Origin of the sequence: Rothia dentocariosa ATCC 17931 (assembly GCF_000164695.2) — a bacterium.
Taxonomy (GTDB): domain Bacteria; phylum Actinomycetota; class Actinomycetes; order Actinomycetales; family Micrococcaceae; genus Rothia; species Rothia dentocariosa.
Map to the genome: position 1 here is coordinate 1667686 of NC_014643.1, position 25837 is coordinate 1693522.

The 25837-nt window shown below is 53.9% G+C and carries 21 protein-coding genes and 2 tRNA genes; 20 read left to right on the plus strand and 3 right to left on the minus strand.

The genetic code is table 11. The features are described from left to right. Nucleotides 1-10: 10 nt before the first annotated feature. Nucleotides 11-826: a MerR family transcriptional regulator gene (locus HMPREF0733_RS07190; protein ID WP_013398709.1), complete on the minus strand. Its 816-nt coding sequence runs from the start codon at nt 824-826 to the stop codon at nt 11-13. 95 nt (nt 827-921) lie between these two features. Here HMPREF0733_RS07190 and HMPREF0733_RS07195 point away from each other — a divergent pair, with 95 nt between their 5' ends. Continuing rightward, nucleotides 922-1686 (plus strand): alpha/beta hydrolase, encoded by a 765-nt coding sequence (locus HMPREF0733_RS07195; RefSeq protein ID WP_013398710.1) that lies wholly within the window; start codon nt 922-924, stop codon nt 1684-1686. 100 nt (nt 1687-1786) lie between these two features. Here the strand turns inward: HMPREF0733_RS07195 and HMPREF0733_RS07200 are convergent, their stop codons facing one another. Beyond that, nucleotides 1787-2029: an RNA-binding S4 domain-containing protein gene (locus tag HMPREF0733_RS07200; RefSeq protein WP_013398711.1), complete on the minus strand. Its 243-nt coding sequence runs from the start codon at nt 2027-2029 to the stop codon at nt 1787-1789. Nucleotides 2030-2242: 213 nt separating this feature from the next. Between HMPREF0733_RS07200 and HMPREF0733_RS07205 the strand changes: the two genes are divergently transcribed. The 12 genes from HMPREF0733_RS07205 (at nt 2243) to HMPREF0733_RS07260 (ending at nt 17709) form a co-directional block, all read left to right on the plus strand. After that, nucleotides 2243-3622 (plus strand): glycine--tRNA ligase, encoded by a 1380-nt coding sequence (locus tag HMPREF0733_RS07205; RefSeq protein ID WP_013398712.1) that lies wholly within the window; start codon nt 2243-2245, stop codon nt 3620-3622. A gap of 80 nt (nt 3623-3702) precedes the next feature. Then, nucleotides 3703-4767: a GNAT family N-acetyltransferase gene (locus HMPREF0733_RS07210; protein ID WP_013398713.1), complete on the plus strand. Its 1065-nt coding sequence runs from the start codon at nt 3703-3705 to the stop codon at nt 4765-4767. 141 nt (nt 4768-4908) lie between these two features. After that, on the plus strand, nt 4909-6075 hold the full coding sequence (gene dusB / locus HMPREF0733_RS07215) for a tRNA dihydrouridine synthase DusB (protein WP_013398714.1): 1167 nt from the start codon (nt 4909-4911) through the stop codon (nt 6073-6075). Nucleotides 6076-6185: 110 nt separating this feature from the next. Then, nucleotides 6186-7547 (plus strand): deoxyguanosinetriphosphate triphosphohydrolase, encoded by a 1362-nt coding sequence (locus HMPREF0733_RS07220; RefSeq protein ID WP_013398715.1) that lies wholly within the window; start codon nt 6186-6188, stop codon nt 7545-7547. 101 nt (nt 7548-7648) lie between these two features. Continuing rightward, entirely contained in the window at nt 7649-9679 is a 2031-nt protein-coding gene (gene dnaG / locus HMPREF0733_RS07225; RefSeq protein ID WP_013398716.1) for a DNA primase, read from the plus strand. Between the two features lie 89 nt (nt 9680-9768). Continuing rightward, nucleotides 9769-9841, plus strand: a tRNA-Asn gene (locus HMPREF0733_RS07230). A 549-nt stretch (nt 9842-10390) separates the two neighbouring features. Continuing rightward, nucleotides 10391-11254 (plus strand): phage holin family protein, encoded by an 864-nt coding sequence (locus HMPREF0733_RS07235; RefSeq protein WP_013398718.1) that lies wholly within the window; start codon nt 10391-10393, stop codon nt 11252-11254. Between the two features lie 192 nt (nt 11255-11446). After that, nucleotides 11447-12658 carry a glycosyltransferase gene (locus tag HMPREF0733_RS07240; RefSeq protein ID WP_004006220.1) on the plus strand — a complete coding sequence of 404 codons (1212 nt, stop codon included), beginning with the start codon at nt 11447-11449 and terminating at the stop codon, nt 12656-12658. Between the two features lie 72 nt (nt 12659-12730). Further along, a tRNA-Ile gene (locus tag HMPREF0733_RS07245) sits at nt 12731-12804 on the plus strand. Between the two features lie 218 nt (nt 12805-13022). After that, nucleotides 13023-14378 carry a hypothetical protein gene (locus HMPREF0733_RS07250; protein WP_013398720.1) on the plus strand — a complete coding sequence of 452 codons (1356 nt, stop codon included), beginning with the start codon at nt 13023-13025 and terminating at the stop codon, nt 14376-14378. Nucleotides 14379-14625: 247 nt separating this feature from the next. Next, on the plus strand, nt 14626-15624 hold the full coding sequence (locus tag HMPREF0733_RS07255; RefSeq protein WP_244864676.1) for a proline-rich domain-containing protein: 999 nt from the start codon (nt 14626-14628) through the stop codon (nt 15622-15624). Between the two features lie 12 nt (nt 15625-15636). Further along, nucleotides 15637-17709: a hypothetical protein gene (locus HMPREF0733_RS07260; protein ID WP_013398722.1), complete on the plus strand. Its 2073-nt coding sequence runs from the start codon at nt 15637-15639 to the stop codon at nt 17707-17709. 101 nt (nt 17710-17810) lie between these two features. Here the strand turns inward: HMPREF0733_RS07260 and HMPREF0733_RS11020 are convergent, their stop codons facing one another. Further along, nucleotides 17811-18287 carry a murein hydrolase activator EnvC family protein gene (locus HMPREF0733_RS11020; protein ID WP_244864678.1) on the minus strand — a complete coding sequence of 159 codons (477 nt, stop codon included), beginning with the start codon at nt 18285-18287 and terminating at the stop codon, nt 17811-17813. A gap of 814 nt (nt 18288-19101) precedes the next feature. Here HMPREF0733_RS11020 and rpsB point away from each other — a divergent pair. The 7 genes from rpsB (at nt 19102) to dxr (ending at nt 25703) form a co-directional block, all read left to right on the plus strand. Further along, nucleotides 19102-19896 carry a 30S ribosomal protein S2 gene (rpsB, locus tag HMPREF0733_RS07265; RefSeq protein ID WP_004006225.1) on the plus strand — a complete coding sequence of 265 codons (795 nt, stop codon included), beginning with the start codon at nt 19102-19104 and terminating at the stop codon, nt 19894-19896. A gap of 131 nt (nt 19897-20027) precedes the next feature. Beyond that, nucleotides 20028-20858: a translation elongation factor Ts gene (gene tsf, locus HMPREF0733_RS07270; RefSeq protein ID WP_013398724.1), complete on the plus strand. Its 831-nt coding sequence runs from the start codon at nt 20028-20030 to the stop codon at nt 20856-20858. A gap of 379 nt (nt 20859-21237) precedes the next feature. Further along, the gene (gene pyrH, locus HMPREF0733_RS07275) at nt 21238-21981 is read left to right on the plus strand and encodes a UMP kinase (protein ID WP_004006227.1); all 744 of its coding nucleotides are present in this window, start codon (nt 21238-21240) and stop codon (nt 21979-21981) included. A gap of 201 nt (nt 21982-22182) precedes the next feature. After that, on the plus strand, nt 22183-22740 hold the full coding sequence (gene frr / locus HMPREF0733_RS07280; RefSeq protein WP_004006228.1) for a ribosome recycling factor: 558 nt from the start codon (nt 22183-22185) through the stop codon (nt 22738-22740). 9 nt (nt 22741-22749) lie between these two features. Continuing rightward, entirely contained in the window at nt 22750-23628 is an 879-nt protein-coding gene (locus HMPREF0733_RS07285) for a phosphatidate cytidylyltransferase (protein WP_013398725.1), read from the plus strand. Between the two features lie 90 nt (nt 23629-23718). Further along, on the plus strand, nt 23719-24312 hold the full coding sequence (locus tag HMPREF0733_RS07290) for a DivIVA domain-containing protein (RefSeq protein ID WP_013398726.1): 594 nt from the start codon (nt 23719-23721) through the stop codon (nt 24310-24312). A gap of 62 nt (nt 24313-24374) precedes the next feature. Then, on the plus strand, nt 24375-25703 hold the full coding sequence (gene dxr, locus HMPREF0733_RS07295; protein WP_013398727.1) for a 1-deoxy-D-xylulose-5-phosphate reductoisomerase: 1329 nt from the start codon (nt 24375-24377) through the stop codon (nt 25701-25703). Nucleotides 25704-25837: the final 134 nt, after the last annotated feature.

The window sequence follows — 25837 nt, forward strand, 5'->3', positions numbered from 1 at the left end:
ATGGACGAGGTTAGCACCAGGTCACATTCTCGGGGTCAAGGCCGTGGGCGCGGGCATTCTCGTAGATGATGTCCCGTAACCAGACAGCCAGTCCCGCAGCGAGCTTCTCGTAGTGCTCGTTGAAACGGGCGTCCTCAACATAACCGCGTGCCAGAATTGCGTGCTTGGCGGGGGTTACCTCGAAGAAGAAAAGTGAGGCGCGGTGCCGCTCGGCAAGCGCATTCGCTTCCTCACTGCCCGGCTGCACGCCACGAGTGAAAGCCTCGACGAGGGCTTGCTCAACTGCGTCAAGCTCCTGCTTGCCCTTCACCCAGTCGGTGCGGCTCATGGCCGCAGTACGGCGTTGGTATTCAGCCCAATCGTCGGTGTGCCCGTAACGTTCCTGCGCTTCTTGCTCACGTGCGGGGCTGAACCCGTCTCCCATAATTTCTGCTTTTTCTGCAGCGGTGAGCTGTTCGTTCTTAGGTGCCATTGCATCCTCCAAAAGTTGATCTAGTGTTGTTAGCATGCGCTCATAGGCGGCCATTTTGCGCTGGAGCATATCTCGCTGGGCGAGTAGATGCTCGGTGCTGTTTGCTTCGTCCTGCAGTACGCTGCGAATGGCTTTAAGGCTCATGCCAATGGCGCGATACCCCATAATGACGGTGATGCGCTCAAGATCGGCATCACTGTAGTAGCGGTATCCGTTGAGCTCATCGTGCGCGGGGCTGATCAGACCCCGCTGTTCCCAGTGGTGAAGCGTGCGCACGGTCAGCCCGTGCAGGGATGCGGCCTCTCCCACGGTGTACTCGTGCTGCCCGCCATCTGGTGTAGTGTTCGCGTCCATGTTTTTACTGTAGATCCTGACGTTGGGTGAGGGTCAAGCCTTGAGCGGAAATCTATTTCGGTTGTTTATGGCAGGCTCCTCGGTAAGATGAAGATATGAGTGAAAATACGTACATTGTCGAATATTCCCGACCCGAGGATGAACGCGCCGGAACCCACTTGGTGCTTCTGCTGCACGGGTACGGTTCGCACGAGAAAGACCTGCTGTCGCTGGCTGAACATCTGCCGCAGGAGGGTGTCACCTATGCTGGGATGCGCGCCCCGCAGCCGGTAGGCACCCAGTTTTCGGCGGACACAACCGGTGCCCACATTCCCGCCGAGGCCATAGGCTACCAGTGGTACCCGCTTGATCAGCAGCTCAACGCGGATGTGCGGACCATAGAACAGGCCAGCGACTACGTGCTGGAGTGGGTCGAACAGCAAGAATCACACTACGCTTCGGTCGCGCTGGTGGGGTTCTCACAAGGCATGGCGGTGGCAACTTCTATGGTGCGGCATCGCCCAGGAAAATTTGCTGCACTGGTGGGGCTCTCCGGGTACGCGGTCGAATCGGACTCTCCTTATTTCAAGGACGACGAGCTCAAAGCCACCGAGCTGCCCGTTTTCTTCGGCAGGGACCAGGAAGACCCTATTATTCCGCAGCCCTTTGTGGATTACACCTACGAGTGGATTCGCGCGTACACCGACGGCATCAAAGTTCTGTATGCGGGTGCCGGGCACGGGGTAAGCGCCCTGGAAATACGGCACGTAGGCGAGTTCATCGACGTGAAGGTGCTGGGAAACGCGCCGCGCATCCGTGACGAGAAGGTTGCGGATGCAGCGGGTAACGCTGGGGTGTCAGATCAAGGGTCAGCCGACTAAAAGGACCTGAATAAAGCATTTTGGGTTGTATAACGCACCGCAGGAAGGCGCGTTATACAACCCAAAATGCGTTATTGCGGGAAGGGAAAGGACAGAAAACCTAGTCCTGAGCCACCTGCACACTTACCCCGTTGAAGCTCACCGTATCGCCCGGATGCAGCTGTTTGCCCCGCGCCTCCTCAATCTGCCCATTGACCTTTACCAGCCCATGCTGGATTACTTCGCGTGCCTGCGCACCGTCTTCGACCAGATTAGCCAGCTTCAAAAACTGTCCCAGACGAATCATTTCGTCACGAATATAGATTTTCTCCATGTCACCAGTGTATCGGCGGGAGGGCGCCATGTGCGGCAGTCATACTAACCCGCCACGTGTTCCTCATCTACACGCTCTAACTAAACACTGTCTACCGTTGCCCAGAAACTACACGGTAACGCAGGCATGCAATGATACCCTAGTATCTTGTACTTGTGACCGTATATCCCGGCGCTTACCGCGCGCGGAAGAACACTGAACTCACGCACGCCACAGCCGGTGGCGGGGCATAAAGGAGTAAACATGGCAGAAAAGTCCACTCTCGATAACGTTATTGCGCTCGCTAAGCGCCGCGGCTTCGTCTTCCAGGCGGGTGAAATCTACGGCGGTTCCCGCTCCGCATGGGATTACGGTCCCCTCGGCGTGGAGCTGAAAGAAAATATCCGTCAGCAGTGGTGGCAGCGTTTCGTGCGTTCACGCGCGGATATGGTTGGGCTGGACTCTTCGGTAATCCTGCCTCGTCCGGTGTGGGAAGCATCCGGGCACGTGGCAACCTTTATGGATCCGCTGGTGGAATGCCTCTCGTGCCACAGGCGCCAGCGCCAAGACCACCTGATTGAGGCTTTCGAAGCTAAAAAGGGGCGTGCACCTGAAAATATGGGTGAGGTTGTCTGCCCGAACTGCGGCACCCGCGGCGAATGGACCGAGCCGCAGAACTTTTCGGGCCTGTTGAAAACCTACCTGGGTCCTGTCGATAACGAGGAAGGGCTGCACTTTCTGCGCCCCGAAACCGCGCAGGGCATCTTCGTAAACTTCAACAACGTGGTAACCGCGGCCCGTAAACGTCCGCCCTTCGGTATCGGGCAGATCGGTAAGGCGTTCCGTAACGAGATCACCCCCGGCAACTTCATCTTCCGCACCCGCGAATTCGAGCAGATGGAAATCGAATACTTCGTTCACCCCGATGAAGCAGATAAGCACTTCAACGCATGGGTTGAAGACTGCTGGAATTGGTTTGTCGACCTGGGTATTAACCCCGAGAACATGCGCCGGTTCGATGTTCCTGAGGACGACCGTGCGCACTACTCGGCGGGCACCATCGACATTGAGTACCGTTTTGGTTTCCAAGGCGGCGAATGGGGCGAACTCATGGGTGTGGCAAACCGCACCGATTATGACCTGGGCGTGCACAATGAACACTCGAACGCGAAGCTTGAATACTTTGACCAGGCCAGCGGCGAACGTTACGTGCCCTACGTTATCGAGCCTTCCTTTGGCCTGACACGCTCCATGATGGCGTTCCTCGTCGATGCTTACGTTGAGGATGAAGCCCCGAACACTAAGGGTGGCGTTGATAAGCGCGTGGTTCTTAAACTCGATCCGCGCCTGGCGCCTGTGAAGGCTGCCGTTCTGCCCCTGTCGAAGAAGCCCGAGCTCTCCGAGCCCGCCCACAAGTTGGCAGCCGATCTGTGCGGTGCCTGGAATATCGACTATGACGAGGCGGGGGCTATCGGTCGCCGTTATCGCCGCCAAGACGAAATCGGCACCCCGTTCTGCATTACCGTAGACTTCGATACTTTGGAGGATCAGGCGGTCACCATCCGTGAGCGTGACACCATGAGCCAGGAGCGCGTGGCACTCGATCAGGTGAAGGCATACTTGGCGGCGCGTCTGGCTATATAGATTCTTTTCAATATGTACATGGGTGGGGTTCTCTGCAACGGAGGGCCCCGCCAGTATTTTCAGGCAGTTACTAGGATCTGGTGCAGAACCTAGCCGATACGTACAATAGTGAGAACCCTATCCTCGCGGTGAAACCCGCGCACCCTGTGGAAGAAAGGCATCCCATGAACACCTACGAATTTCGTCCATGGCGCGAAGGCGACGATTTAGAACTTCTGCAGGTGTGGGGAGATCCGCGAAGCGAGCAGGAGGCGCAGCAGCGCGCATCGTTCGGAGAGGCCTCGGACGCACCTTTTAGCCGGACCCTTGTGGTCACCGACTCGGGTGTGCCTATCGCCGCTGGTGTGGTGACCGCGTCACTTCTGCATCCACAACGCCTGTGGACCTATCTTGAGGTTGCCGAAGGGCACCGCCGCGCCGGGTTAGGTACCGAGCTTTTAGACCGGCTGCGTGAGATCGCCGCCGAAAACGGGCAGGTTCCGAACCTCCGCGTGAAGCTGGCACCATTTAGCACCGGCGAGGAATTTGCGCAGGCAAAGGGCATGAAAATGATTCAGCGCTCGCGTTTGGTTCATATTGATGCAGGCGCGATTCCGCCGGTGCCCCTGCGTGAGGATGAGAACGGCAAACCCACCCAGGCAATTGAGGATTTGGCGACCGGCTCGGTTGAGTTGACCTCAAAACTCTGGGAGTTCTACCGCGATTCACACGATTGGGATGTTCCCGCCGAGGTCGGGTTAGGGACCGTAAACCGGTATTTCCTCTCGGACGAGGCACGCGCCTTCGGGGCGTTGGTACTGCGCGATAACATTCAGCAGGCTGAGAAAGAGGGGAAGAAAGGCGAAATCATTGCCTTTGCGGTGAGTTATCACCCCTTTGAGACTGACCCCGCCGCCGCGCTGGTCGATGAGAATACCGCGACTGAGGTTTTGCTCGGATATGACATGCAGAACGAAGGCGCGGTCGAGGCTATTATGCAGCTTCTTTCGCTATTGACGGCGCAGTACCCGGTGTTGGTTGAGGTAGACGACTCGATGACCGCTCTCGTAGAGGTAACCGATGCTCTTCTGCGTGCCGGAATCGCGAGCGTGGAAGGCGACCCAACCTACATTTACGCAAGCGATTATCCGGGTGCCGCTTCCTAAAGAACAAAGTGCCCAGAAGAGGCCCCAGAAAACTCGCAGCGTGAGGGCTTGACAACCTTGCCGAACGCTGACCGGTGCGCCTGTCGTGAACCGGGGTAGGTGCATCCGCGCCGATTTGCGTGTGTATGCCACAATATAGAGGTGAATTCTGAAGCCTCCCACCTGAAATTACCGCCGCTGAAACTCGGTAAACTGACCGTTGAAACGCCTGTAGTGCTCGCCCCGATGGCGGGTGTGACGAATAAGGCGTTCCGTCGTCTGTGCCGCGAGTACGGCGGTGGATTATATGTGACCGAGATGGTGACGGCGCGCGCCCTCGTGGAACGCAAACCCGAGTCGATGCGTATTATCGAACACGATGCGGATGAGCAGATTCGCTCCATCCAGATTTACGGGGTAGACGCGGTTAACGTGGGTAAGGCTATTCGGCTGGTCGTGGAGGAAGACCGTGCGGATCATATCGACTTGAACTTTGGGTGCCCGGCGCCGAAAGTCACAAAACGCGGCGGCGGCGCGGCGCTTCCGTGGAAAACCGATCTCTTCACCGCGATTGTGCACACGGCGGTCAAAGAAGCATCGCGCAACGATATTCCCCTGACCATCAAGATGCGTAAAGGCATCGATGATGACCACATCACATTCCTTGAATCCGCTAAGATCGCCCGGGATGCGGGAGTCGCCGCCATAGCCCTGCACGGGCGCACCGCTGCCCAGCACTATTCGGGAACAGCGGATTGGGACTCCATCGCGCAGCTTCGCGAGGCGATTTCAGACGTTCCCATCTTAGGCAACGGCGATATTTTTGCCGCTGAAGATGCCGTGCGTATGGTCGAACAGACCGGTGTGGACGGCGTGGTGATTGGGCGCGGCTGCCAAGGGCGCCCGTGGCTTTTTGGCGATCTGCAGAATGCTTTTGAGGGTAGTACCGAGCGTATCCGACCTACTCTGAGTGAGGTTGCCGCAATGATTTACCGGCATGCCGAGCTGCTTGTTGAGACTTTTGCGGATGAGTACAAGGGACTGCGTGAGATCCGTAAACATGTTGCCTGGTATTTCAAGGGTTACCCGGTGGGCGGCGAGCTGCGTGCCAAGATGGCGACCGTACCTGATTTAGCGACTTTCCGCGAACTGCTGGGGCAGCTTGATCACAGTATCGGGTATCCGGGGGCTGCGGTTGAAGGTTCGCGCGGCCGGGCCGGAAGTCCGAAGAAACCGCATCTGCCGGATGGGTGGCTTAATTCTCGTATTCTAGGGGATGCTGAAAGGCTTGGACTCGTGGAGGCGGAACTCGATATCTCGGGCGGATAATCGGTTGGAGTTTGTCGTAGTCTGATAAAAACATTGCGTCTGAGTGAAATAGTGCTTATATAGGTAGTAAACAATGTGCCAGACGCACCGGAAGCAGGAACGGAGGAGCGATGACTCGCATTGCCGAAGAGGGGCAGGAACGTTGGGAATGGAACCTGCCCGCAGGGTACACCCCCGACGATTCGGAACGCTGGGTGCCCGAAATACATCCGTTCCGGGATCGCACCCCCTTTGAACGTGATCGTGCCCGTGTGCTTCACTCCTCAGCGCTGCGGCGTCTAGGCGCTAAAACCCAGGTTATGAACCCGGATACGGACGATTTCGTGCGTACCCGTCTCACTCATTCCCTTGAAGTCGCCCAGGTCGGGCGCGAAGTGGGCGGGATGCTCGGATGCGATCCAGACGTAGTTGATACTGCTTGCCTCTCTCATGACCTGGGGCATCCGCCCTTTGGACATAACGGTGAACGTGCCCTGAACAAGCTCGCCGCCCATATGGGCGGGTTCGAGGGCAACGCCCAAACCCTTAGGCTGCTCAGCCGCCTTGAACCGAAAGTGATCGCCGAACATGACGTATCTGCGGGTCTGAACCTGACACGAGCATCCCTGGACGCAACCTGCAAATATCCGTGGACGCGCACAGATGCACCACGTCGCGCAGATGGTACCCAAACCCACAAATTCGGTGTTTACGAGGATGACCTGCCGGTCTTTGAATGGTTCCGCGAGGGCGCGCGTGATGCCGGGGTAGAGTCCCAGCGCAAATGCCTGGAAGCGCAGGTTATGGACCTTGCCGACGATATTTCATACTCGGTGCACGACGTTGAAGATGCAGTCTTCGGCGGGCACGTGCAGTTAGAACAGCTGCGTGAGGCGAAGCATCGGCAAGCCGTCTTCGACATGACCCGCCAATGGTATCTGCCAGCCGCTACTGACGAACAGCTGGATGCGGCACTCAGCCGGTTAGAGACCCTGAACCGGTGGGTTCCGTGCATGACCGGTTCGCGCGCCTCCCTAGCCCAGTTCAAGGGACTCACCAGTAAACTCATCGGTCGTTTCGCCTGGAGCGCTGTGGAAGCAACCCGTGAACGTTATGGGCGAAACACCCCGCTAACCCGCTACAGCGCCGAACTGATCGTACCGGAAGATACCCGAGACGAAATCGCCGTCATGAAGGGGATCGCAACAGCATTCGTTATGACGGTTCGTGACGCCCAACCCCACTACGAACACCAGCACGAAATACTGGGTATTCTAGTTGAAGCGCTCTACGAAGATTCCCAGCGCGCAAACCCGCAGTATATCGACAGCATCTTCAGAACGGACTACGCGCAGCTGGGGACTCATGACGACGATGCACGCCTGCGCCTTGTCATTGATCAAGTGGCATCCCTAACCGACAGGTCGGCGGTTGCGCTCTATAAACGCATTAACGGAACCCCCTGGATGCTGGGGGAGAAGCCCTTGTGGTAGCCGCAGCCTTCCACGCGGCAAAGACAAGACAGAGACCCGTGTATAGACGGGCATGAAATACCTAAAACTGTATTACAGCACGGTGCAGCAGAAATGAGACGATGGCTGGACTAATCCGCAAAGAAGACATTGATGAAGTACGCGCCCGTACCGACATCCGCGAAATCGTTGAGGGATACGTAACCCTCAAAGGTGCAGGTATCGGCGCGTACAAAGGGCTGTGCCCGTTCCACGACGAACGCACGCCCTCCTTCAACGTGCGCCCGCAAATGGGCACCTACCACTGCTTCGGATGCGGCGAATCCGGTGACGTCTACTCCTTCGTCATGGCGATGGAACACACCGGGTTTACCGAAACCGTTGAACGCTTAGCGGCGCGTATCGGCTACACCCTGCACTATGAAGGCGGAAACCCGCGAGACAGGTACGAAGCAAGCCTGCGCCGCCGACTTCTCGACGCACACAAAATCGCCGCAGAATTCTTTGAACGCAGCCTCTACTCAGCGAACGCAGGGGAAGCACAACGCTTTCTCGGCGCTCGCGGGTTCGACCCAGCCGCCACCAAAACCTTCGGGGTCGGATACGCCCCCCGCGGCTGGGACAATCTGCTCAAACATCTGCGTTCCCAAGGATTTACCGACGAGGAACTGCGCGCTACCGGTATGTTCTCTGAAGGGAACCGCGGCCTCTACGACCGTTTTCGTGGGCGCATCATCTGGCCCATCCGCACCATAGCGGGCGAAACCATCGGATTCGGTGCACGCCGTCTCTTCGACGACGACCAAGGCCCCAAATACCTCAACACCCCCGAAACGCCGCTATACAAAAAATCGCAAGTGCTCTACGGCATCGACCTTGCCAAACGTGAGATGACCAAAACCAAACAGGTCGTCATCGTCGAGGGCTATACCGATGTTATGGCGGCACATCTGGCAGGCATTAAAACCGCCGTAGCAACCTGCGGCACCGCCTTCGGTGCAGGGCACATCAAAGTGGTACGCCGCATGATCACCGATGACGGTTCCGGCGGAGAAATTATCTTTACCTTCGATGGCGACGCTGCGGGGCAGAAAGCCGCGCTCGCAGCGTTTGAAGAGGATCAGCGTTTCGTGGCACAAACATATGTGGCGGTCGCCCAAGAAGGTATGGATCCGTGCGACCTTCGCTTGCACAGGGGTGATGCGGCGGTACGATCCCTTATCGCCTCTCGCCGTCCGCTCTTCGAATTTGTCATCGACACAACCCTCAAACGCTTCGACCTGACCACCCTAGAGGGGCGTGTGCTGGCGATGCGTGCCATCGCGCCCATTATCGCCGGAATCAGGGACCGCGACCTGCGCCCGGCCTATATGCGTAAAGTCTCTGGACAGCTCGGTATGGAACTTGAGGAAATACAGCGTGCAGTTGCCTACGCCCAGCGCCACCCGCAGCAGAAAAAGCGTTACGAACCGGTGGCTCAGCAGGCCCAAACGCCCCGGTACGAGCAGGTATCTGGATACGGTCAGCAGGTTCCGCAGAACTACTCAGCTCAGCCGTGGAACGCATCTGCTGGAAACCCTGCGTATCAGCCAGAAGGATCCGTGAACCCCGGAAATACTATGCCAGACACTCACAGTGATACTAGCGTGGCAAATACCGCCGGGGGAGAGCCAATACTCGCCCCCGATCCCGCCGACCCCGTGGCGCGTTTGGAAAAGGCCGCGCTCGAAATCGCCCTGCAGCATCCTCACTTGATGAGCGTATCCCAGTGGCAGGAATTCGCCCGCGTAGAATTCCGCTACCGTATGCACCGCGAAATTTCTCGCGGCATCATACACGCGGCCTCCACGGTAGCGCCCGCTGCCGGGGTTGAGTGGCTCAACGTAGTGCGTTCCGGTACTATCGCCGAGGTACACCCCGCGATCGCCGAACTGAGTGTAGCGGCGCTGCCCATAGCCCACGAAGAGCACCTCCCCAGGTTTATTGAGGGTACTCTCAACAGCCTCTTTATCCACCAGATCACCCGACAGAAATCCGACCTCATGATGCGCCTGGAGCAGCTCAGTTCGGCCTCTGACGGTGAAGAGTATGCGCACGTGCAGCGAGAGCTTTTAGAGCTTGAAATGCGCCGCAGAACACTCACAAAAAACTAGTAAGGTACATCACTATACCCTAAGTTGCGGAGGCAACAAACAGCCGGTATAGTTATTACTCGTTGCGGATAAACGCCGTAACGGGATAATCCCCCGTAGCTCAATTGGCAGAGCATTCGACTGTTAATCGAAGGGTTACTGGTTCGAGTCCAGTCGGGGGAGCATTTAAAAGCCTCAGAGCAAAGCTCCGAGGCTTTTTTGTATGGTGACTGGACTTTGCCAGTAACCCACTTCGCCCTACAGAGGCGCTGGGGCACCTCCTATCGGGCTTCGTCTATTTCGAGTCCAGTCGGAGAAGCTTAGTAAAGGGCCTCAGAGTACGCCAGAGGTCCTTTCTCTATATGGTGACTAGATTCGAGTCAGTAAACCGCTCCATATTTTCTCAACGCTGGGGGTCTCTAAATACCCTCGCACAAGAACCCTCTCGCGCCTCAAACATCGCTGTCTCGAACACTATATGAATGCATACGCACAAAAGTTTTCGAGAAATTACACAGCACACGGTAGAATGCGAAAGATACCCTACGCACCATAAAACCGTATACTGCCGCCTTCTGAAGATTTGATGAGAGCAGAAAAACCATACGGTTTGGTTGGTGTGATCGCTGGGGCGGCTGTGTAACAACACACCTGCGGTAAGAATAGAGCTAGAATAATAACCGTGGGGTGCTAAACAGAAGCTCCACACAGAACAATCACGGAGAGGTGGGCATGACCACAAACACTAATCCCCAAGGCATACGAGCAGGCATTGCAGGGATTAAGTCAAGTATCGCGGGTCTCTTTGATGCCGCTAAGGTACTTAAAACCCTAGGTATTAACCAGGTCAAAGACGAAGTCCAGATTGCAAAGCACGAGCTTAAGACCAAAGGCGTCGCTCTTGGCAAAGGTGCAGCCTTCCTCGCCGTCGCAGCTGTTTTTGCGTGCTTCATGGTCATCGCTATTATCGGTCTGCTTATCTTCCTCCTTGGACAGCTTGTACCTTTATGGGCCTCGGCGCTGATTTGGGCAGGCGTCTTCCTCATTATTCTCGCCATTTTAGGGCTTATCGGATATAAAAAGGTTAAAGCCCAGCTGCCCTTTGCTCCCGAATCGGCAATCTTCGGCGTTCTCTTCGATCTCGGTGTGCTTCGTGAGGGCAGCGCAATGACAGCCTCCCGTTTGAAACAAGAGCAGGCTGAACGTGCAGCGCGCAAGCAGGCAGAGCGTGAGGCCGCTGCAGAGAAGGCACGCCAAGAAGCTGAGGAGCGTAAGGCACGCGGCGAAGAAGAACCCAAGCCGCTCACCATTGAGCAGATTCAGCAGCGCACTAAAGAACGTCGCGCACACCTTGCAGCTTTGCGCGATGATATGCAGAAGTACGCACAGAATGCTCAATCCTTCACCCAATCAACCGTAGACTCCGCAAAGACCGGTGTGCAGAACGCGCCCAGCAGCGCGGCTACCGTTGGGCGCAACATGGTCAGCAATGCATCCAAGCCTGAGGTTGTTAAGGCTCGGTGGAAGTCCTTCGCAGCTCTGGGCGCATCGCTCTCTGCAGTCGTACTCTTCCTCCGAAAGATTGTGCGACGCTAACGTAAGTATCTGCACCACAAACTCCGTATCATTGGCCCGTCACCTTCGCGGTGGCGGGCCATTTTTTGAGGGTTTTTGGAGAGACTCTCAGAGAACTCCAAGGCCTCTCTATGCTGAGGAACGCGATAACACCCGATAAAATAATGAAGAACACCCCATACACCTGAGAAGTCAGACCAAGGAGAACAGGCGATGCAGCAGGCAAAGAAGATCCTGATCGGTGCTGAGACCTATCCCCCCGATGTGAACGGCGCGGCACAATTTGGGCACCGCCTAGCGACCTCTATGCTCAAGCGCGGGCACGAAGTACACGTGGTTGCCGCAAATCCCAGCCGTGGACCTAGCTACCGAACCGTCGTAGAGGGCGGCATCGTCGAGCACCGTCTGCGTTCGCATCTGCCCCCCACTCATGAAACCAACCGCATTTGTATTCCCTGGGAAATCCACGCTGAGGTGGGTCGTATCCTTGACGAAGTTAAGCCGGATGTTATTCATGTGCAGTGCCACTACATTATCGGGCGCGCATTACTGAAGCAGGCACATAAGCGTGGAATTCGAGTTATCGCCACCAACCACTTTATGCCCGCAAATTTAGATCCATTCCTGCCGTTTCCGGAACCCATCAAAAAGGTGTATGCGCACATTACCTGGGCGGATATGCGCCGTCTTTTCAAATATGCGGCGGTGGTGACAACTCCGACTCAGATCGGCGCCGATGCGATGCGAGATCTTGGAAGATTTACTCGCCCCGTTATGCCTGTTTCTAACGGCATTGAAATCAGCGACTACGAGCTTGCTGAGGGCGCAGATTTGGGCAAAGCACCCGGCGAACTGCGTGTAACCTTCGTGGGCCGTCTTGCTGAAGAGAAGCACGTGGATGTGCTTATTGAGGCGCTCTCTCTTCTCCCCGAAGACCTTGACCACGTTCGCCTTGATATCGCTGGAGGCGGCGAGCTTCGTGAAACCCTCGAACAGAAGGCACGCGAATGCGGTGTTGAAAACCGAGTAACGTTCCGCGGGTTTGTTCCGGACGAAGAACTGCCGGGTGTTTACCAGAGGGCAGATATTTTCTGTCAGCCTGGGACCGCAGAGCTGCAGTCGCTTGTCTCCTTGGAGGCTATGAGCGCATCCACCCCCGTAGTCTTGGCAAACGCCCTAGCGCTTCCACATCTCGTGGAAGAAGGCGTTAACGGATACCTCTTTGAGCCTAATAATCCGCAGGATTTGGCGGATAAACTTACAGCAATTCTTCGTCTACCTGCCGCTGAACGTGAGCAGATGGGGCGTGAGAGCCGCCGTATTGTGGAATTCCATAGTGCGGAGAATACCTGGCGCACTTTTGAGGAATTATATGTATCGGATGCCCCCTATGAGCGTTTTCTTGCTCAACGTTCTGAAAAATAAGGTGTGTCTAAGATTCGCCAAAACTGTACCCCTCAGGTACTCTAGAGACGTGGCTTACGCGCTAAGCCTCTAGGGGAGTTAGCTCAGCCGGTTAGAGCAGAGGACTCATAATCCTTTGGTCGTGGGTTCAAGTCCCACACTCCCTACAGACCCCGCTCGGTATGACTCATTTATTACATGTCGCCGAGCGGGGTCTTTTCGCTTTATATCGGGGTTCGAGTTACGCGAGTTAGAACAGAGAGCATAAACACGCTACATTAGATACGAACATTTGAGAGATAAAGTGTTTGCCAGCTACTTTTGAAAAGCACCATTTTCTCTCGGAACCCCTGCTAGAGACTCCGGCTCACTCAAAAGAGGAATAATGACCACCGATAAATCCTGCATGAGAGCGCTACACGGTTTATATGAGCGCCGCTTTCTGCGTTTTGCCACCGCGTTTACCCTCGCCTCTGTTCTTGGCGTGGCGGCACCCGTTCTCGCGCCGGTGCCTACACACGATCATGGCTCGGCCTTCCTGACAGCGGCTCGCGCAGATCAGCAGGATGTTCCTTCGCCTCATGTTCGCAATCTTATTTTTGTGCTTCAGCTCAAGGAAGACGGTACCTTTGAGGGGCACTTGCTTCTCGGAGATTTTAAAGGTGAGATTGGGCAAAGCGAGCTTCAAGACCTAGATACCTATCTGGAGGCCGTCAAAGTTGATAACCAAAAGGTAGAGTCCGATATTCATTCGTATCAGCCGTATTTTGTGGGTAAAGATGCTCTTATCCCGAAAGAAGCGCAGGGTCGGCACGTAACATTTACTGCGAATAGCATCGACCAGGTTAATAGAGACCTCGAACAGCTTCTCGGAACCAAGAATAATTCCATCTCTTTCAGCGAGTCCACAGGAGAAAATCAAGAGCTTTTATCAACCGCAAATGTACATATTGATTGTGCCGGTATTTGTGATGCGAGCATGTCATCCCCGCCATTGGGGCTTGTGGCAGCGCCCGCATCCTGGGGTAAGAGCGGCGACGAAGCTCTGTACAGCGTCAACGAGGCAGCAAAATACGATTCTGGTACATCTTCGGTTGTTAGCTATACGATGAGCCGCCGAGTGGTTCCTGAGAAATTTTCAAGCACTTTCTACATCAGCTCCGAGTCTTCTTTGAGTGCGAGCTTCCAATATACCTTTAGCCCGCTCGATGCAATGCTTTTTAGCCGGAGTATTAATGAGATCTTTGGTGCCTCCAATACAAAGACCGGTGAACATAATATGGAGCGTAATGAGCAGGGTATAGGGCGTACCTTTACTACCCGGATCAGCAATATCAAAGTTCAAGATTTCCAACGTTTGCTCAACAACTATATGCCCGGCAGCGAGGTAAGTCTTGAGAAGGGTGAGAACGATCAGCTGACGTTGCGTGCCAAGCTCGTTGCGGATGCTAAAGTCACCGATAGATTCAGTGGCGACAGTGAATATATTGTGGTGGCTCCGGACGGTATGGCGGTGGTAAATCCTCCTGCTAATACTGTTGTAGATCAGTCCGATGGGGCAATTCATGTGCGCGCCAAGGGTATTAACACCGCCACAATGGAAATTCATATGCAGAAGGCCCCCCGCAACTATAGGCCAATTATGATTGCTGGGATTGTCGTAGCATCCCTGCTCATCGTGGTGCTGATCTCTATCCCCATCGTGGTGACTCGTCGCGTGAAGAAATTAGAAGAAGAATAAATACCTTATTTTCTGAAGATATGACGAATTATCGTGAGTAGAAGCGAGATTTAAGGTAGGGTAAAAAGTAACCTCGCATGCACACGCGAGACATCGCCGATAAACACACGGAGTACTGTTGCTCCAGCGCCTTCTTCCTGGAATAAGGCTTAGCCACGAGATCTTCAGACTTATCTGGTTTCTTGAAGCAACGTCCCGAGTGTATATCGGCTTGTTGCATAGGAAAATCCGAGATAAGGATAAGATGATGAGTGAGAATATTCCGCAGTCCGGTCAAGGTCAGCCACAACAACCTCAAGGCTATGGCAATGGCGGGTACCAGAACCCCAACCCCGCTCAACCGTATGGGAACCCTAATATGCACCAGTCTGTACCTCCCCAGGATCAGGGCGGGCAATACCAGCAGGATCCTAATCAGTTTGGAAACCCTGTTCCGGGTGCTCCGAACCAGCAGATTCCCCAGCCGAACGGGTTTAACCCGCAAAACCCTGCACAGCCTCAGGGAGACCCGCATGCTGGTTTCGCCCAGCCAGCAGCACCGGCAGCGCCAAACCCTTTTGCTGAAGCTCTCAAGAATGTTTGGGGCAGCTTCCTTGATGTCTTTAAGAGCCAGCCGGGCGAAGCACATAAAAGACTGCAGGACAGCCAACCTTGGGGATGGATTATCGCTGTAGCAGCACAGTCCTTCGCAGGCTCTTTGGTCATTACGCAGCTGGTCAGCGGTCTTCTTGGGCTTTTCTACATGTTCCGCGGATCATTCTACAGCAGCCGGGGGAGCTCCTCTCAGGGAGGAAACTTCGGGCAGACCGTCATGATTTTCCTGATTTTCTTTGTCGCAATTTTTGCGATTCACGTTCTGCGCGGCTTGCAGCTCATGCTGACCGCTCGTATCGGAAAAGTTCAGTCGAGTTTCAACGACTGCATGAGCGCGGCAGGTGTTGCGGCTCTTCCTTTGGTTGGCTCCTATCTTCTGCTCTACCTCTTTGTTCTTCTCACAATGGGTACAAATGGGAAGAACTTTGCAGAGAACCCCATCCTGACGATATATCTTCTGGTAGCAATCTTTGCGTTCTCGATTGTGATCGGTGAGTCTCTTATCTACCTAGGGCTGAATCGCCTGGGCCGTTTTGAGAAATCGCCTGTGTTAATGCACGCTCTTCTTACAACTGCATGGGTTATTGTGGCCATCATCGTATACAACATTGCGTTCCAGATGATGCCTAACCCCATGGCATCAAGCCTCTAGGAGCATTGTAAGATGAGCCAGCTACTACAGCAGCGCTCGTCAAGACGGCAAGGAAGACTTGGGTTCCTTGCCGTCTTTCTGACGGTTCTAGCGCTCGTTATGTCTGCCTGTGGTGCAAAAGTTGAGACAAATCTCGGGCTTGAAAATTCCGAGAAGGGCTCCCGCACCATTACAGTGTCTTTCAGCTTGAAAGATAATAAAGATTACCTCAAGGGTGACGTTAACGCTCTTGATGCTTCGATTAAGAAACACAAACCTCAAGAACTTGATTACGAGGGCATTCGAACCGAAGGTGATAACGCTCAGGCCACCTTCAAAGTGAATTTTAATAGCGTAGATGAGTACCGCACTAAAGTCTCCGCTATTTTGAGAGCTTCGAGTTTTGACAAAGAACCTCAGATTCTGATTAGCAACAGCAAAGACGGGTTGGTTCAGGGCATTGAAGTTTCCGAAAACTTCACCTCGCAGGACCTTATCAAGTGGCTTCCCGAAGCACTTGTAACAGACGGCTTGGTCGAAGCAAAACGCAAAGACAACGTCCTGCAGTCAAGTGGGAAAAACAGCGTTACCTTTGAAGGTCGCGAAATTAAAACAACAGAGTCCTCCAACGAGGTTCAAGCTAAAGACCTCAAAGATAATGGGTTTGACGAAGTTGTGATTGCGGTCGATAAGAAGGACGGTAAATATAACGCCAAGATTGTCTTTCTCGCAAAAGAGATCATGGTACCTGACCGGGTAAATGCTGTAGACACTTATCTTAACTCGGTGAAACCTGAGGGAGCTGAGCTTACCAAGGGTATTGACGAAGAAATCGCCAAAAAGTCTTACCGGAGCTTACCATCCACGCAATCTGGTAAAGATGAAAGTGGTCGCAACTTAAAATTTACTGCCGATTCTTTCGAGGATCTCAATGCTAAACTTCAGAAAATTCTGGGTACTCAAGAGACCGCGTTAGAAAGTTCCCAAGAAGTTAAAACTGATTCTTCTGGGGCGAAGATCATTGAGCATGTAACAGGTTCAGTTGATTGCAGCCGTGTGTGTTCACCGGGAACCAACTACGGGGTGAAGTTTAGCTTCTCTGACGACGGTAAAAATTTTGACCAGGACTACGGCTCGTCGAATAGCTCAAGCTCAAGCGCATCCGCGTCGGATAGGGTAATAAAAGTCAACCTAAAGAATTCGCGCACGATTCAGCCTGAAAGTCTAAACGTGACTTCTGCGCTGGGTATGGACGGTTCTGTTGAAGCGAAGTTTGAACTTGCCTTTAAGAGTTCTGATGTCGCGCAGGCTGGGGATGCCCTTAAGTCTTTCGTTCAGGGGTCTGATGAGGCTCAAGCGACATTTGAGGAACGTACTGACGGCGATAATACGATATATTCAGCAAAGATACGAGGCAAAGATTCTGCGGAATTCAATACCCGTATTGGTACTTACCTACCCGGTTCTGAAATGACGATTCATCATCCTGGCGGGGTTAATCTTTTCGGGGCAGACTATACGGTTTCGCCCAAGTTTAACCTGCAGGAGCGTTTTGGTCAGCTACAGCCCAAAAACTACGATTTCAAGTTTGAACTCCCTATCATGAGCTCGGTTAAAACCGATGCTCTGCAGGGAAGTAACTCTATGTTTGGTCGCCAAGATTCACATCTTTCTGGCGACGGGCGTAACGTTAGGGTTAATAGCTCAGAGGGTTATGTCAATACCTCATCCCTCACCATTCCAGCGCATGGGTTTACCATGACGGACTTTGTGGTGGATGCTATTTTGCTCGGTCTGCTTCTGCTGATTCTGTTGGTGCTCTTCATCTTCCGCAAGCGCATTCGTCGCGCAAGCCAGAAGGCACGCGAACGCCGAGCTGCACAGCAAGCGGTGCAGCCGACAGCAGCCTACACAGCTTCAGACTCGGATGTTCTCAATTACGGCGACGATTCGCCGACCGTTGCGTTCTCGTCCGGAAGCTCCTATGCGGCTGAAACGGACGGTACTATTCCGCTGCCCGCCCAACAGGCTCCTACCCCGAAGCACGCTGCAAAGTCACAGCAGAAACCCGTTTCGGGTGATAGTGACCAGGACTTTTTGCAGTAGTGCCGTGCCATAACGTATAGCAAAGCAGAGACCGGTTGGTCAGGCACACAGTGAGCCCCGCATCGTGTACGATGCGGGGCTCACGACATATAGGTAATATTTCAGGCGTTGAAACTCTCGTCAACGGGAAGTAGTATAGTCGGTTCTGCTGGTCCCAACAGAAGCATAGGGTTAATATATTCTGCGTTTTTGCCGCTTCCATTCTTGTGGTCGCCGCCGCGCCGAACGCTCCAGTAAAGGCATGTGGTAGAGCACCGAGGTTTTGTGGGATGCGCATCCACCCGAGCGATAACCTGCCCCGCCTGAACGTGAGTACCGACTGGCAGAGGATCGGTGACAGGCTCGAAACTCGACCTATACCCGTTCGGATGCTCAATGACTACTACCTGTCGATCGACGACAGTTCCCGAGAAAACTATGGTTCCAGGCGCTGGAGCGCGTACTTGGTCCTGTTCTGTTGCCTCAAGATCGACTCCGCGATGCCCTGCCGACCACCGCTGACTGGGCTTGATAAAGGCATGAATAACATGAGGTTTTCCAGATATAGGTGAAATCCATGAACGCGCAGAAGTGTGCATGATCTGTAGGGGACCGTGTCGGTACTTTATACCGTTGACGTGTGACCCGAAGCCTAAAGATAATGCCACGGTAAGGACTATGATCTGGATCGTTAAAACCCGCAAGAATATTGGATAAGGCACCCAGACTTTTATAGGATGCCCTGAGCGCCAGCATGCTAGAAGAAACAGGGGAGTACGCCGCAGCGCAGATACAAAGTGTCGTCTGGACATCGTAAAAATACGTGCCTGTGCCGCCAGACCCGCGCGGTGCATCCACGCCCCTAACCAATCACATATCATTCTTCGAGCACACCACAGTCGAAGACGCATAAAGATATGTACAAGGCTGTACTGTGGAAAACTTACCCTTTCGGGACATTTTTATTCGATATCCACAGACGGTATTTAGCGTTTTCGTGAAAAACAGGTGAGACGGTTCAGCGTTTTTCACAAACCTCCAAAATATGAAGACTCGTGATTCTACGGATTCAAGTGAGGTGGTAGCAACAATTTTTACAAAAACCACGTTTATACGAACGAAAAGCTCACGGTACTAAAGACTTAAGACCCAAATATCAGGTACAATTTTCTATTGCAGTGTGCCTAGCCTGGTAACGGAAAGGCTCGCTGACGACGCGTGGCGTGAGCACCTGGAACCTAAATACCAGGTGATAAAAGACCTTCGGTCCGCTTAGAACAAGCGGTCAGGGCTTGAGACACGGGGCAACCCGAATGTCTAATCGCCACTAGGATAAACCGATAACTACTATGCGCGCGTGTGGCTAGCCCGAGATGGGAGGTCAGCGCGGCACCCTGATATAAAGGAGACGACATGCCCGTCGTAACTATGCGTGAGATGCTGGATTCCGGCGTTCACTTCGGTCACCAGACCCGCCGTTGGAACCCCAAGATGAAGCGTTTCATCCTCACCGAACGCAACGGCATTTACATCATCGACCTGCAGCAGTCCCTCGAATTCATCGATAAGGCTTTTGAGGCTGTTAAATCCACCGTTGCACACGGCGGCAACATTCTGTTTGTGGGTACCAAGAAGCAGGCACAGGAAGTTATTGCTGAGCAGGCTACCCGCGTGAATATGCCTTACGTTAACCACCGCTGGCTTGGTGGTATGCTCACCAACTTCTCCACCATCGCTAAGAGCATTGAGCGTATGAAGGAACTTGAGCAGATCGACTTTGACGATGTCGCAGGTTCTCGTTACACCAAGAAGGAACTGCTCTTGATGCGCCGCGAGTTTGAGAAGCTCGAAAAGACTTTGGGCGGTATCCGTAACCTGAGCAAGGTTCCCTCCCTCGTATGGGTTGTTGATACCAAGAAGGAGCACCTGGCGGTTAACGAGGCTCAGAAGCTGGGCATCCCCGTGGTAGCTATTCTTGACACCAACTGTGACCCTGACGAAGTTGCATTCCCCATCCCTGGTAACGACGATGCGATCCGTTCCGTCAACCTGCTCACCCGTGTGGTGGCAGACGCTGTCGCTGCAGGTCTCATTGAGCGTAATGCTAAGAAGACCGGTAAGGCAGAGGCTGCTGAAGAGCCTATGGCTGCGTGGGAGCGCGAACTGCTAGAGCAGCACGAGGCAGCTCAGGCGGCTGAAGCTAAGTAGGCTTTAGCTTTTCCACGATGGGAAAAGCAGTACGGACGGTACCTACCCTGTGGCGGGTAAGGTGCCGTCCGCTCATAGCTCATGGGCGTTATCACGCCCACATCTTAAATTAAGGAAAAAGAGGAGTTCACATGGCGAACTACACTGCAGCAGACATCAAGGCACTGCGTGAGAAGACCGGCGCAGGTATGCTCGACGTCAAGAAAGCTCTCGATGAGGCTAACGGCGACCAGCAGAAAGCAATGGAGATTATCCGTGTGAAGGGTCTGAAGGGCGTCACCAAGCGTGAAGGTCGTGCAACCGCTGAAGGTTTGGTTGCAGCTCGCGTAGAAAACGGCGTTGGTTACATGGTTGAGGTCAATTCTGAAACCGACTTCGTGGCTAAGTCCGAACCCTTCATTACCTTCGGGCGTAACGTGCTGGAGGCTACTATCGCGGCTAACGCGTCCACTCTGGAAGAGCTGCAGGCCGCATCCTTCGAGGGTAAGACCGTTGAAGAACTCACCACCGATGCTGCCGCCCTGCTGGGTGAGAAGGTCGTGGTGCGCCGCGTAGCACGTGTTGAAGGCGAGAACGTGGCAGTTTACCTGCACAAGACCTCTAAGGACCTGCCCGCACAGGTTGGTGTTCTGCTTGCTGTTTCCGGCAATAACGTTGATGAAATTGCGCACGACGTAGCAGTCCACATCGCAGCGATGAGCCCCAAGTACCTGGACTCTGAGTCTATCCCGGCTGACCAGGTTGAAGCTGAGAAGCGTGTTGCACGTGAGACCGCAATTGCTGAGGGCAAGCCCGAGAAGATTCTGGATAAGATCGTTGAGGGTCGTCTCAAGGGCTTCTTCAAAGAGAACACCCTGCTTGACCAGGACTTCGCAAAAGACACCAAGAAGTCTGTGGCACAGGCTCTCTCTGAGGCTGGCGCAACCGCTACCGGTTTCGCACGTTTCCGCGTTGGTGCCTAGTTTCTAGGAGCTTTCCTCAAGCAGACAGCCTTTATCTGAGGCTATATGCTAAAGTCGGATGCTTGCCCTGTGAAGGGTGAGCATCCGACTTTTTTTTGTATAAATATTGTGCAGGTTGCGCACCTAGCGCAAAGAAAGTTCCAGAACCTATTTTCTGTATAGATTATCTTGCAGATACAGTGTTGACCTGAGGTTTTATAGGGTTTTATATGCCCGGAGCATTTAGTCTCTCAATCTCTACGTCTTCTGGCATGTCGAATGAGAGAGAAAAATATCGAAGGGTGTACCACAAGACAGTGTTTCCGTAGCGTATCCTTGATAAGGACTATTGAGTGTTCACCCCGTTATCAGCATAAGTTTTATCCGTTGGAGGGTATTTATGACCGACTCGCACACGCACCCAATCCATCGAGACGACACCGGTCGTCGCCGTGTTCTACTCAAGCTCTCAGGCGAAGTTTTCGGCGGGGGAGAAGTTGGTATTTCGACCGGGGTTGTGCGTAATATTGCACAGCAGATTGCAGCAACTGTGGGTAAGGTAGAGACCTCCATCGTGATTGGCGGCGGTAACTTCTTCCGTGGCGCCGAGCTTTCACAGGCAGGTATGGATCGTTCCCGCGCAGACTATATGGGCATGCTCGGTACCGTGATGAACTCTCTGGCTCTTCAGGATTTCTTGGAGCAAGAAGGTATTGATACCCGCGTACAGTCTGCTATTACTATGCCGCAGGTTGCAGAAACCTACATTCCTCGCCGCGCTATTCGCCACATGCAGAAAGACCGTGTGGTTATTTTCGGTGCCGGTGCCGGTCTGCCCTATTTTTCGACCGATACCGTAGCTGCCCAGCGAGCCTTGGAAATTCACGCTGACGAAGTTCTGGTAGCAAAAAATGGTGTGGACGGTATCTACACTGCAGATCCGAATAAAGACCCTCAGGCTGAGCGCCTGTACAACCTCACCTACGATGAAGCTATGCAACGCAACATTCGTGTGTTGGATCAGACCGCATTCTCCCTATGTCGCGATAATAACGTGACGATGCGCGTCTTCGGCATGCAGGGCGAAGGTAACGTAACCCGCGCTATTCTGGGGGAGAAGATGGGTACTCTTGTAACCCGCTAAAGAAACGTTATGCCGTTATACTCCTTGCATTAGAAGCCGTTCAACAGCTTAGCCATAAGGAAAAAACGGTGAGAAGTCGCCCGAGATAGTCTCGGGCGACTAAACTATAACTAGGTCGCGGTTTGCACCGTTTGGTGTTTCCCGTAGCCGTAGCTACCAAAATCGGCATGAGCCGACTTCCCCTATAAAGGAGATTCCGTCGTGATCGAAGAAACCCTTGCCGAAGCCGGCGAGAAGATGGATAAGACCATTGAAGCTATCAAAACAGAATTCGCCAAAGTCCGCACCGGACGTGTGAACCCTGCGATTTTTAGCTCTATTACCGCAGACTACTACGGCGCGCCGACTCCATTGCAGCAGCTGGTGTCGTTCAACGTTGAAGATGCCCGTACGGTTAAGATTGTTCCATTTGATGTGAGCGCTTTAGCTGCTATCGAAAAAGCAGTGCGTGACTCTGACTTGGGTGTAAACCCCAGCAACGACGGTGCCGCTATCCGCGTGGTTATGCCCGAGATGACCTCTGAGCGTCGTAAAGAATACATAAAATTGGTCAACCACAAAGCCGAGGAAGCTCGCGTTTCGGTACGTAATGTGCGCCGCCATGCTAAAACCGTCATTGATAAGCTTGTGAAAGACGGCGAGATCGGTGAGGACGACGGTGCCCGTGCCGAAAAAGAGCTTGATGCCCTCACTAAGAAACATGTAGATACTATCGATGAGCTCTACAAGCACAAGGAATCTGAGCTGCTTGAGGTTTAAGGCTCAGAGATGAACACACGAGAAGATACGGGGGATAAGAAGAGCGAAACAGCCCCCGCCCCAGGGAAAACAGCATCCCGAGCGGGGCGCAACTTACCCGCCGCTATCGGCGTAGGCGTAGCATTCGGCGCAGTGCTGACTACAGGGCTTTTCTTTCCTCCGTTTCTTGTGCTTCTCTGCGCGATCTCTACCGGGCTGGGAAGCTGGGAGCTTGCCTCCGCACTCAACAAAAAACGCGACTACAATTTACCCCTGACCCTGGTGACGGTGCTGGCTCCGATCCCCACAGTCTCAGCGTATATTTGGGGATTCACTGGTTTGGGGATCTCCTGCGTTGCTGTCGCCTTAGTACTTGCTTGTGTCACCTTGGTGGTACCCAGGAAACGTACAGTCTCACGGTATAAAGTTTTGAGGGGTCTCATTCTAATTTTGGGATGGGTACCCTTGACCCTCGGAATTTCGATGGTGTACTTTAGCACCGAGCGCGGTTGGGCAGGCATCCTGATGATCCTTCTGATGGCAGTCAGCAACGATACTTTCGGGTATATTGCCGGTGTTATATGGGGTAAACATCCTATAGCACCTACCATTTCGCCAAAGAAGAGCTGGGAGGGCTTTGCCGGTTCCTATCTTGGGTCTGCCGTGGTAGCGTGTATTGCGCTAAGTATTTTGGGGCAGAAATGGTACTGGGGAATACCACTCGCTGCAGTCATGGTCATCGCCTCTACGGCGGGTGATCTTGTAGAATCTGTTTTTAAACGTCGAATAGGCATCAAGGATATGTCAAATATCCTGCCTGGGCACGGCGGCATGATGGATCGTCTGGACTCGGTACTTTTTGCGGCCGCGGTTGGGTGTTTGATTTTTACCTTTGTGCTTCCTCTCTAGAGTGGAACACAAGATAGCGAAAACTTTATGCGTAGGGTACGCACACGAGCCACTCACGTCGTGTGCCCTGCCTGATGATAAGGAGAATCCTTGGCAACGAATACTAGTCGTACAGATAACGGCTTCAGCCGTGCGGCAGAACTCGAACCTGGTTATAAACGAACCGAGGTCGATCGTCTCTTTGCCCGACTAGCCGAGGATTACGAACAGCTAAGCGGCGCTGTACAGCAGCACGCTAATATCTACACATCGCGGCTTATTCGCCAGGTTGTTTTTCGTACCGAGCCCGGCGGCTATGCGGTAGGGGACGTCGATCGCGCTCTAGAGCGTATAGAAGAACGTTTTGCCAAGCTGGAACGCAGCCGTTATATCGAACAGTACGGTTTAAGCAATTGGGAGCTGTCCCTCGTAGATGCGGGTGAGCTTCTGGCGCAGCGCCTAGAGCGACCGGATGGTGAACGTTTTCGCCGCCCCTCTAAACGCAAGCACGCCGGGTATTTTGTGGGTGATGTTGATAAGGTATGCCATCATATCTATGCTCAACTCAATAGCGAAGAACCGCTTGATACATCCGTTATTCGTAACGCTGTCTTTAGGTCTGCGACCGGCTCGGTGAGCTATGAAGAAACTCAGGTTGATGCCTTTATGGATCGCTGTATCGAGCTTATCCAAGATCTGACCTAAGACGTTGCTGGTAGCCGCAGGACCTTCTGAGGCCGTGCTGGCAGCATGCGATACTAGTAAACATGAAGTTTGGTTCCTCTACTCGGGTTGGGGTCTTCCGCGAAACCCTCACTGATGCTCTTAAACATGGACTTTGCGATGCTCGAAGGGTTACTTTACTCGGTTCCACCGGGTCTATTGGCACCCAAGCAGTACAGGTTATAGAGCATCTTGCGCGTCTTGCAGGCACCACCGTCGATGCTGAGGATGCACCGCTGAAGGTTGTAGCTCTCAGCGCCGGTTCACGCTCCCTCGAATTATTAGCACAGCAGGCGGTTCGGGTACGTGCCGAGCTTGTTGCCACCAGCGGCCCGGCGCAGGATGCACAACGGTTGCAAGAATACCTTGATGCGGCCGCCCGCAGTGTGGGCATTAGCGGGTACAGTCCGCGCATCGTCTGGGGAGAACGTGCCAGCGTTGAGGCGGCGGTGCATCCGGCAGATGTAGTGCTCAACGGCATTACCGGATCTATTGGTTTAGAACCCACACTGACCGCCCTCAAAACGGGACACCGGGTTGCCCTTGCAAATAAAGAATCTCTGATCGCGGGTGGACCGCTTGTGCGTGCTGCCGTTGATGCCTCACCGTTAGAAACCCCGATGGTTCCCGTGGATTCGGAACATTCGGCTCTTGCCCAAGCATTAGCCAGTGGCACCGACGCCGAGATAGACCGGCTGATTCTCACGGCCTCAGGTGGACCTTTTCGAGGATATACCCGTGACATGCTTCATGACGTTACCCCACGGCAGGCGCTGGCGCATCCTACCTGGGATATGGGGCTGGTGGTCACAACCAATTCGGCAACTATGGTGAATAAGGCCCTTGAGGTATTAGAGGCACACCATCTTTTTGGGGTTGATCTTGACCGCATTGATGTTGCGGTACACCCGCAGTCGATTGTGCATTCGATGGTTCAGTTCGTAGACGGCGCGACTATCGCCCAGGCGTCCCCGCCGACCATGCTTCTGCCTATTGCTCTGGGACTGACGTGGCCGCATCGCATTCCGCAGGTAGCGGCTCCCTGTGATTGGACTCAGGCGCAAACATGGACTTTTGAGCCGCTTGATTCGACGGCTTTCCCTGCTGTGCAGATGATTAAAGAGGCGGGCAAGCGGGGCGGAACCTTTCCCACCGTTTTTAACGCCGCTAATGAGGAAGCGGTTAGCGCTTTCCACGCCGGTAAAATTCGGTTTACCGATATTGTGGATTCCGTGGCGCGTGTTTTGGAGGCGCACGCCGCCAGTAGCGAGGTTACGGCTGAAGCCGACATGAGCTTAGAGGCTGTTCTGAACGCCGAAGCTTGGGCACGCGCATACGCTCGTGAGCTCTGCGCCACGAAGATGCCGTCATAACCATCACGAAGGTTTTCCCTACGCGGCGCATAACCTGAGCGCCACGTACCCTATAATTTCACAGCTTAGGGGAGTACCCTAGAAACTTCGCGGGAAACCGCTTGAGAACCCGTACCTTTTGTTGCGAAGGAGAA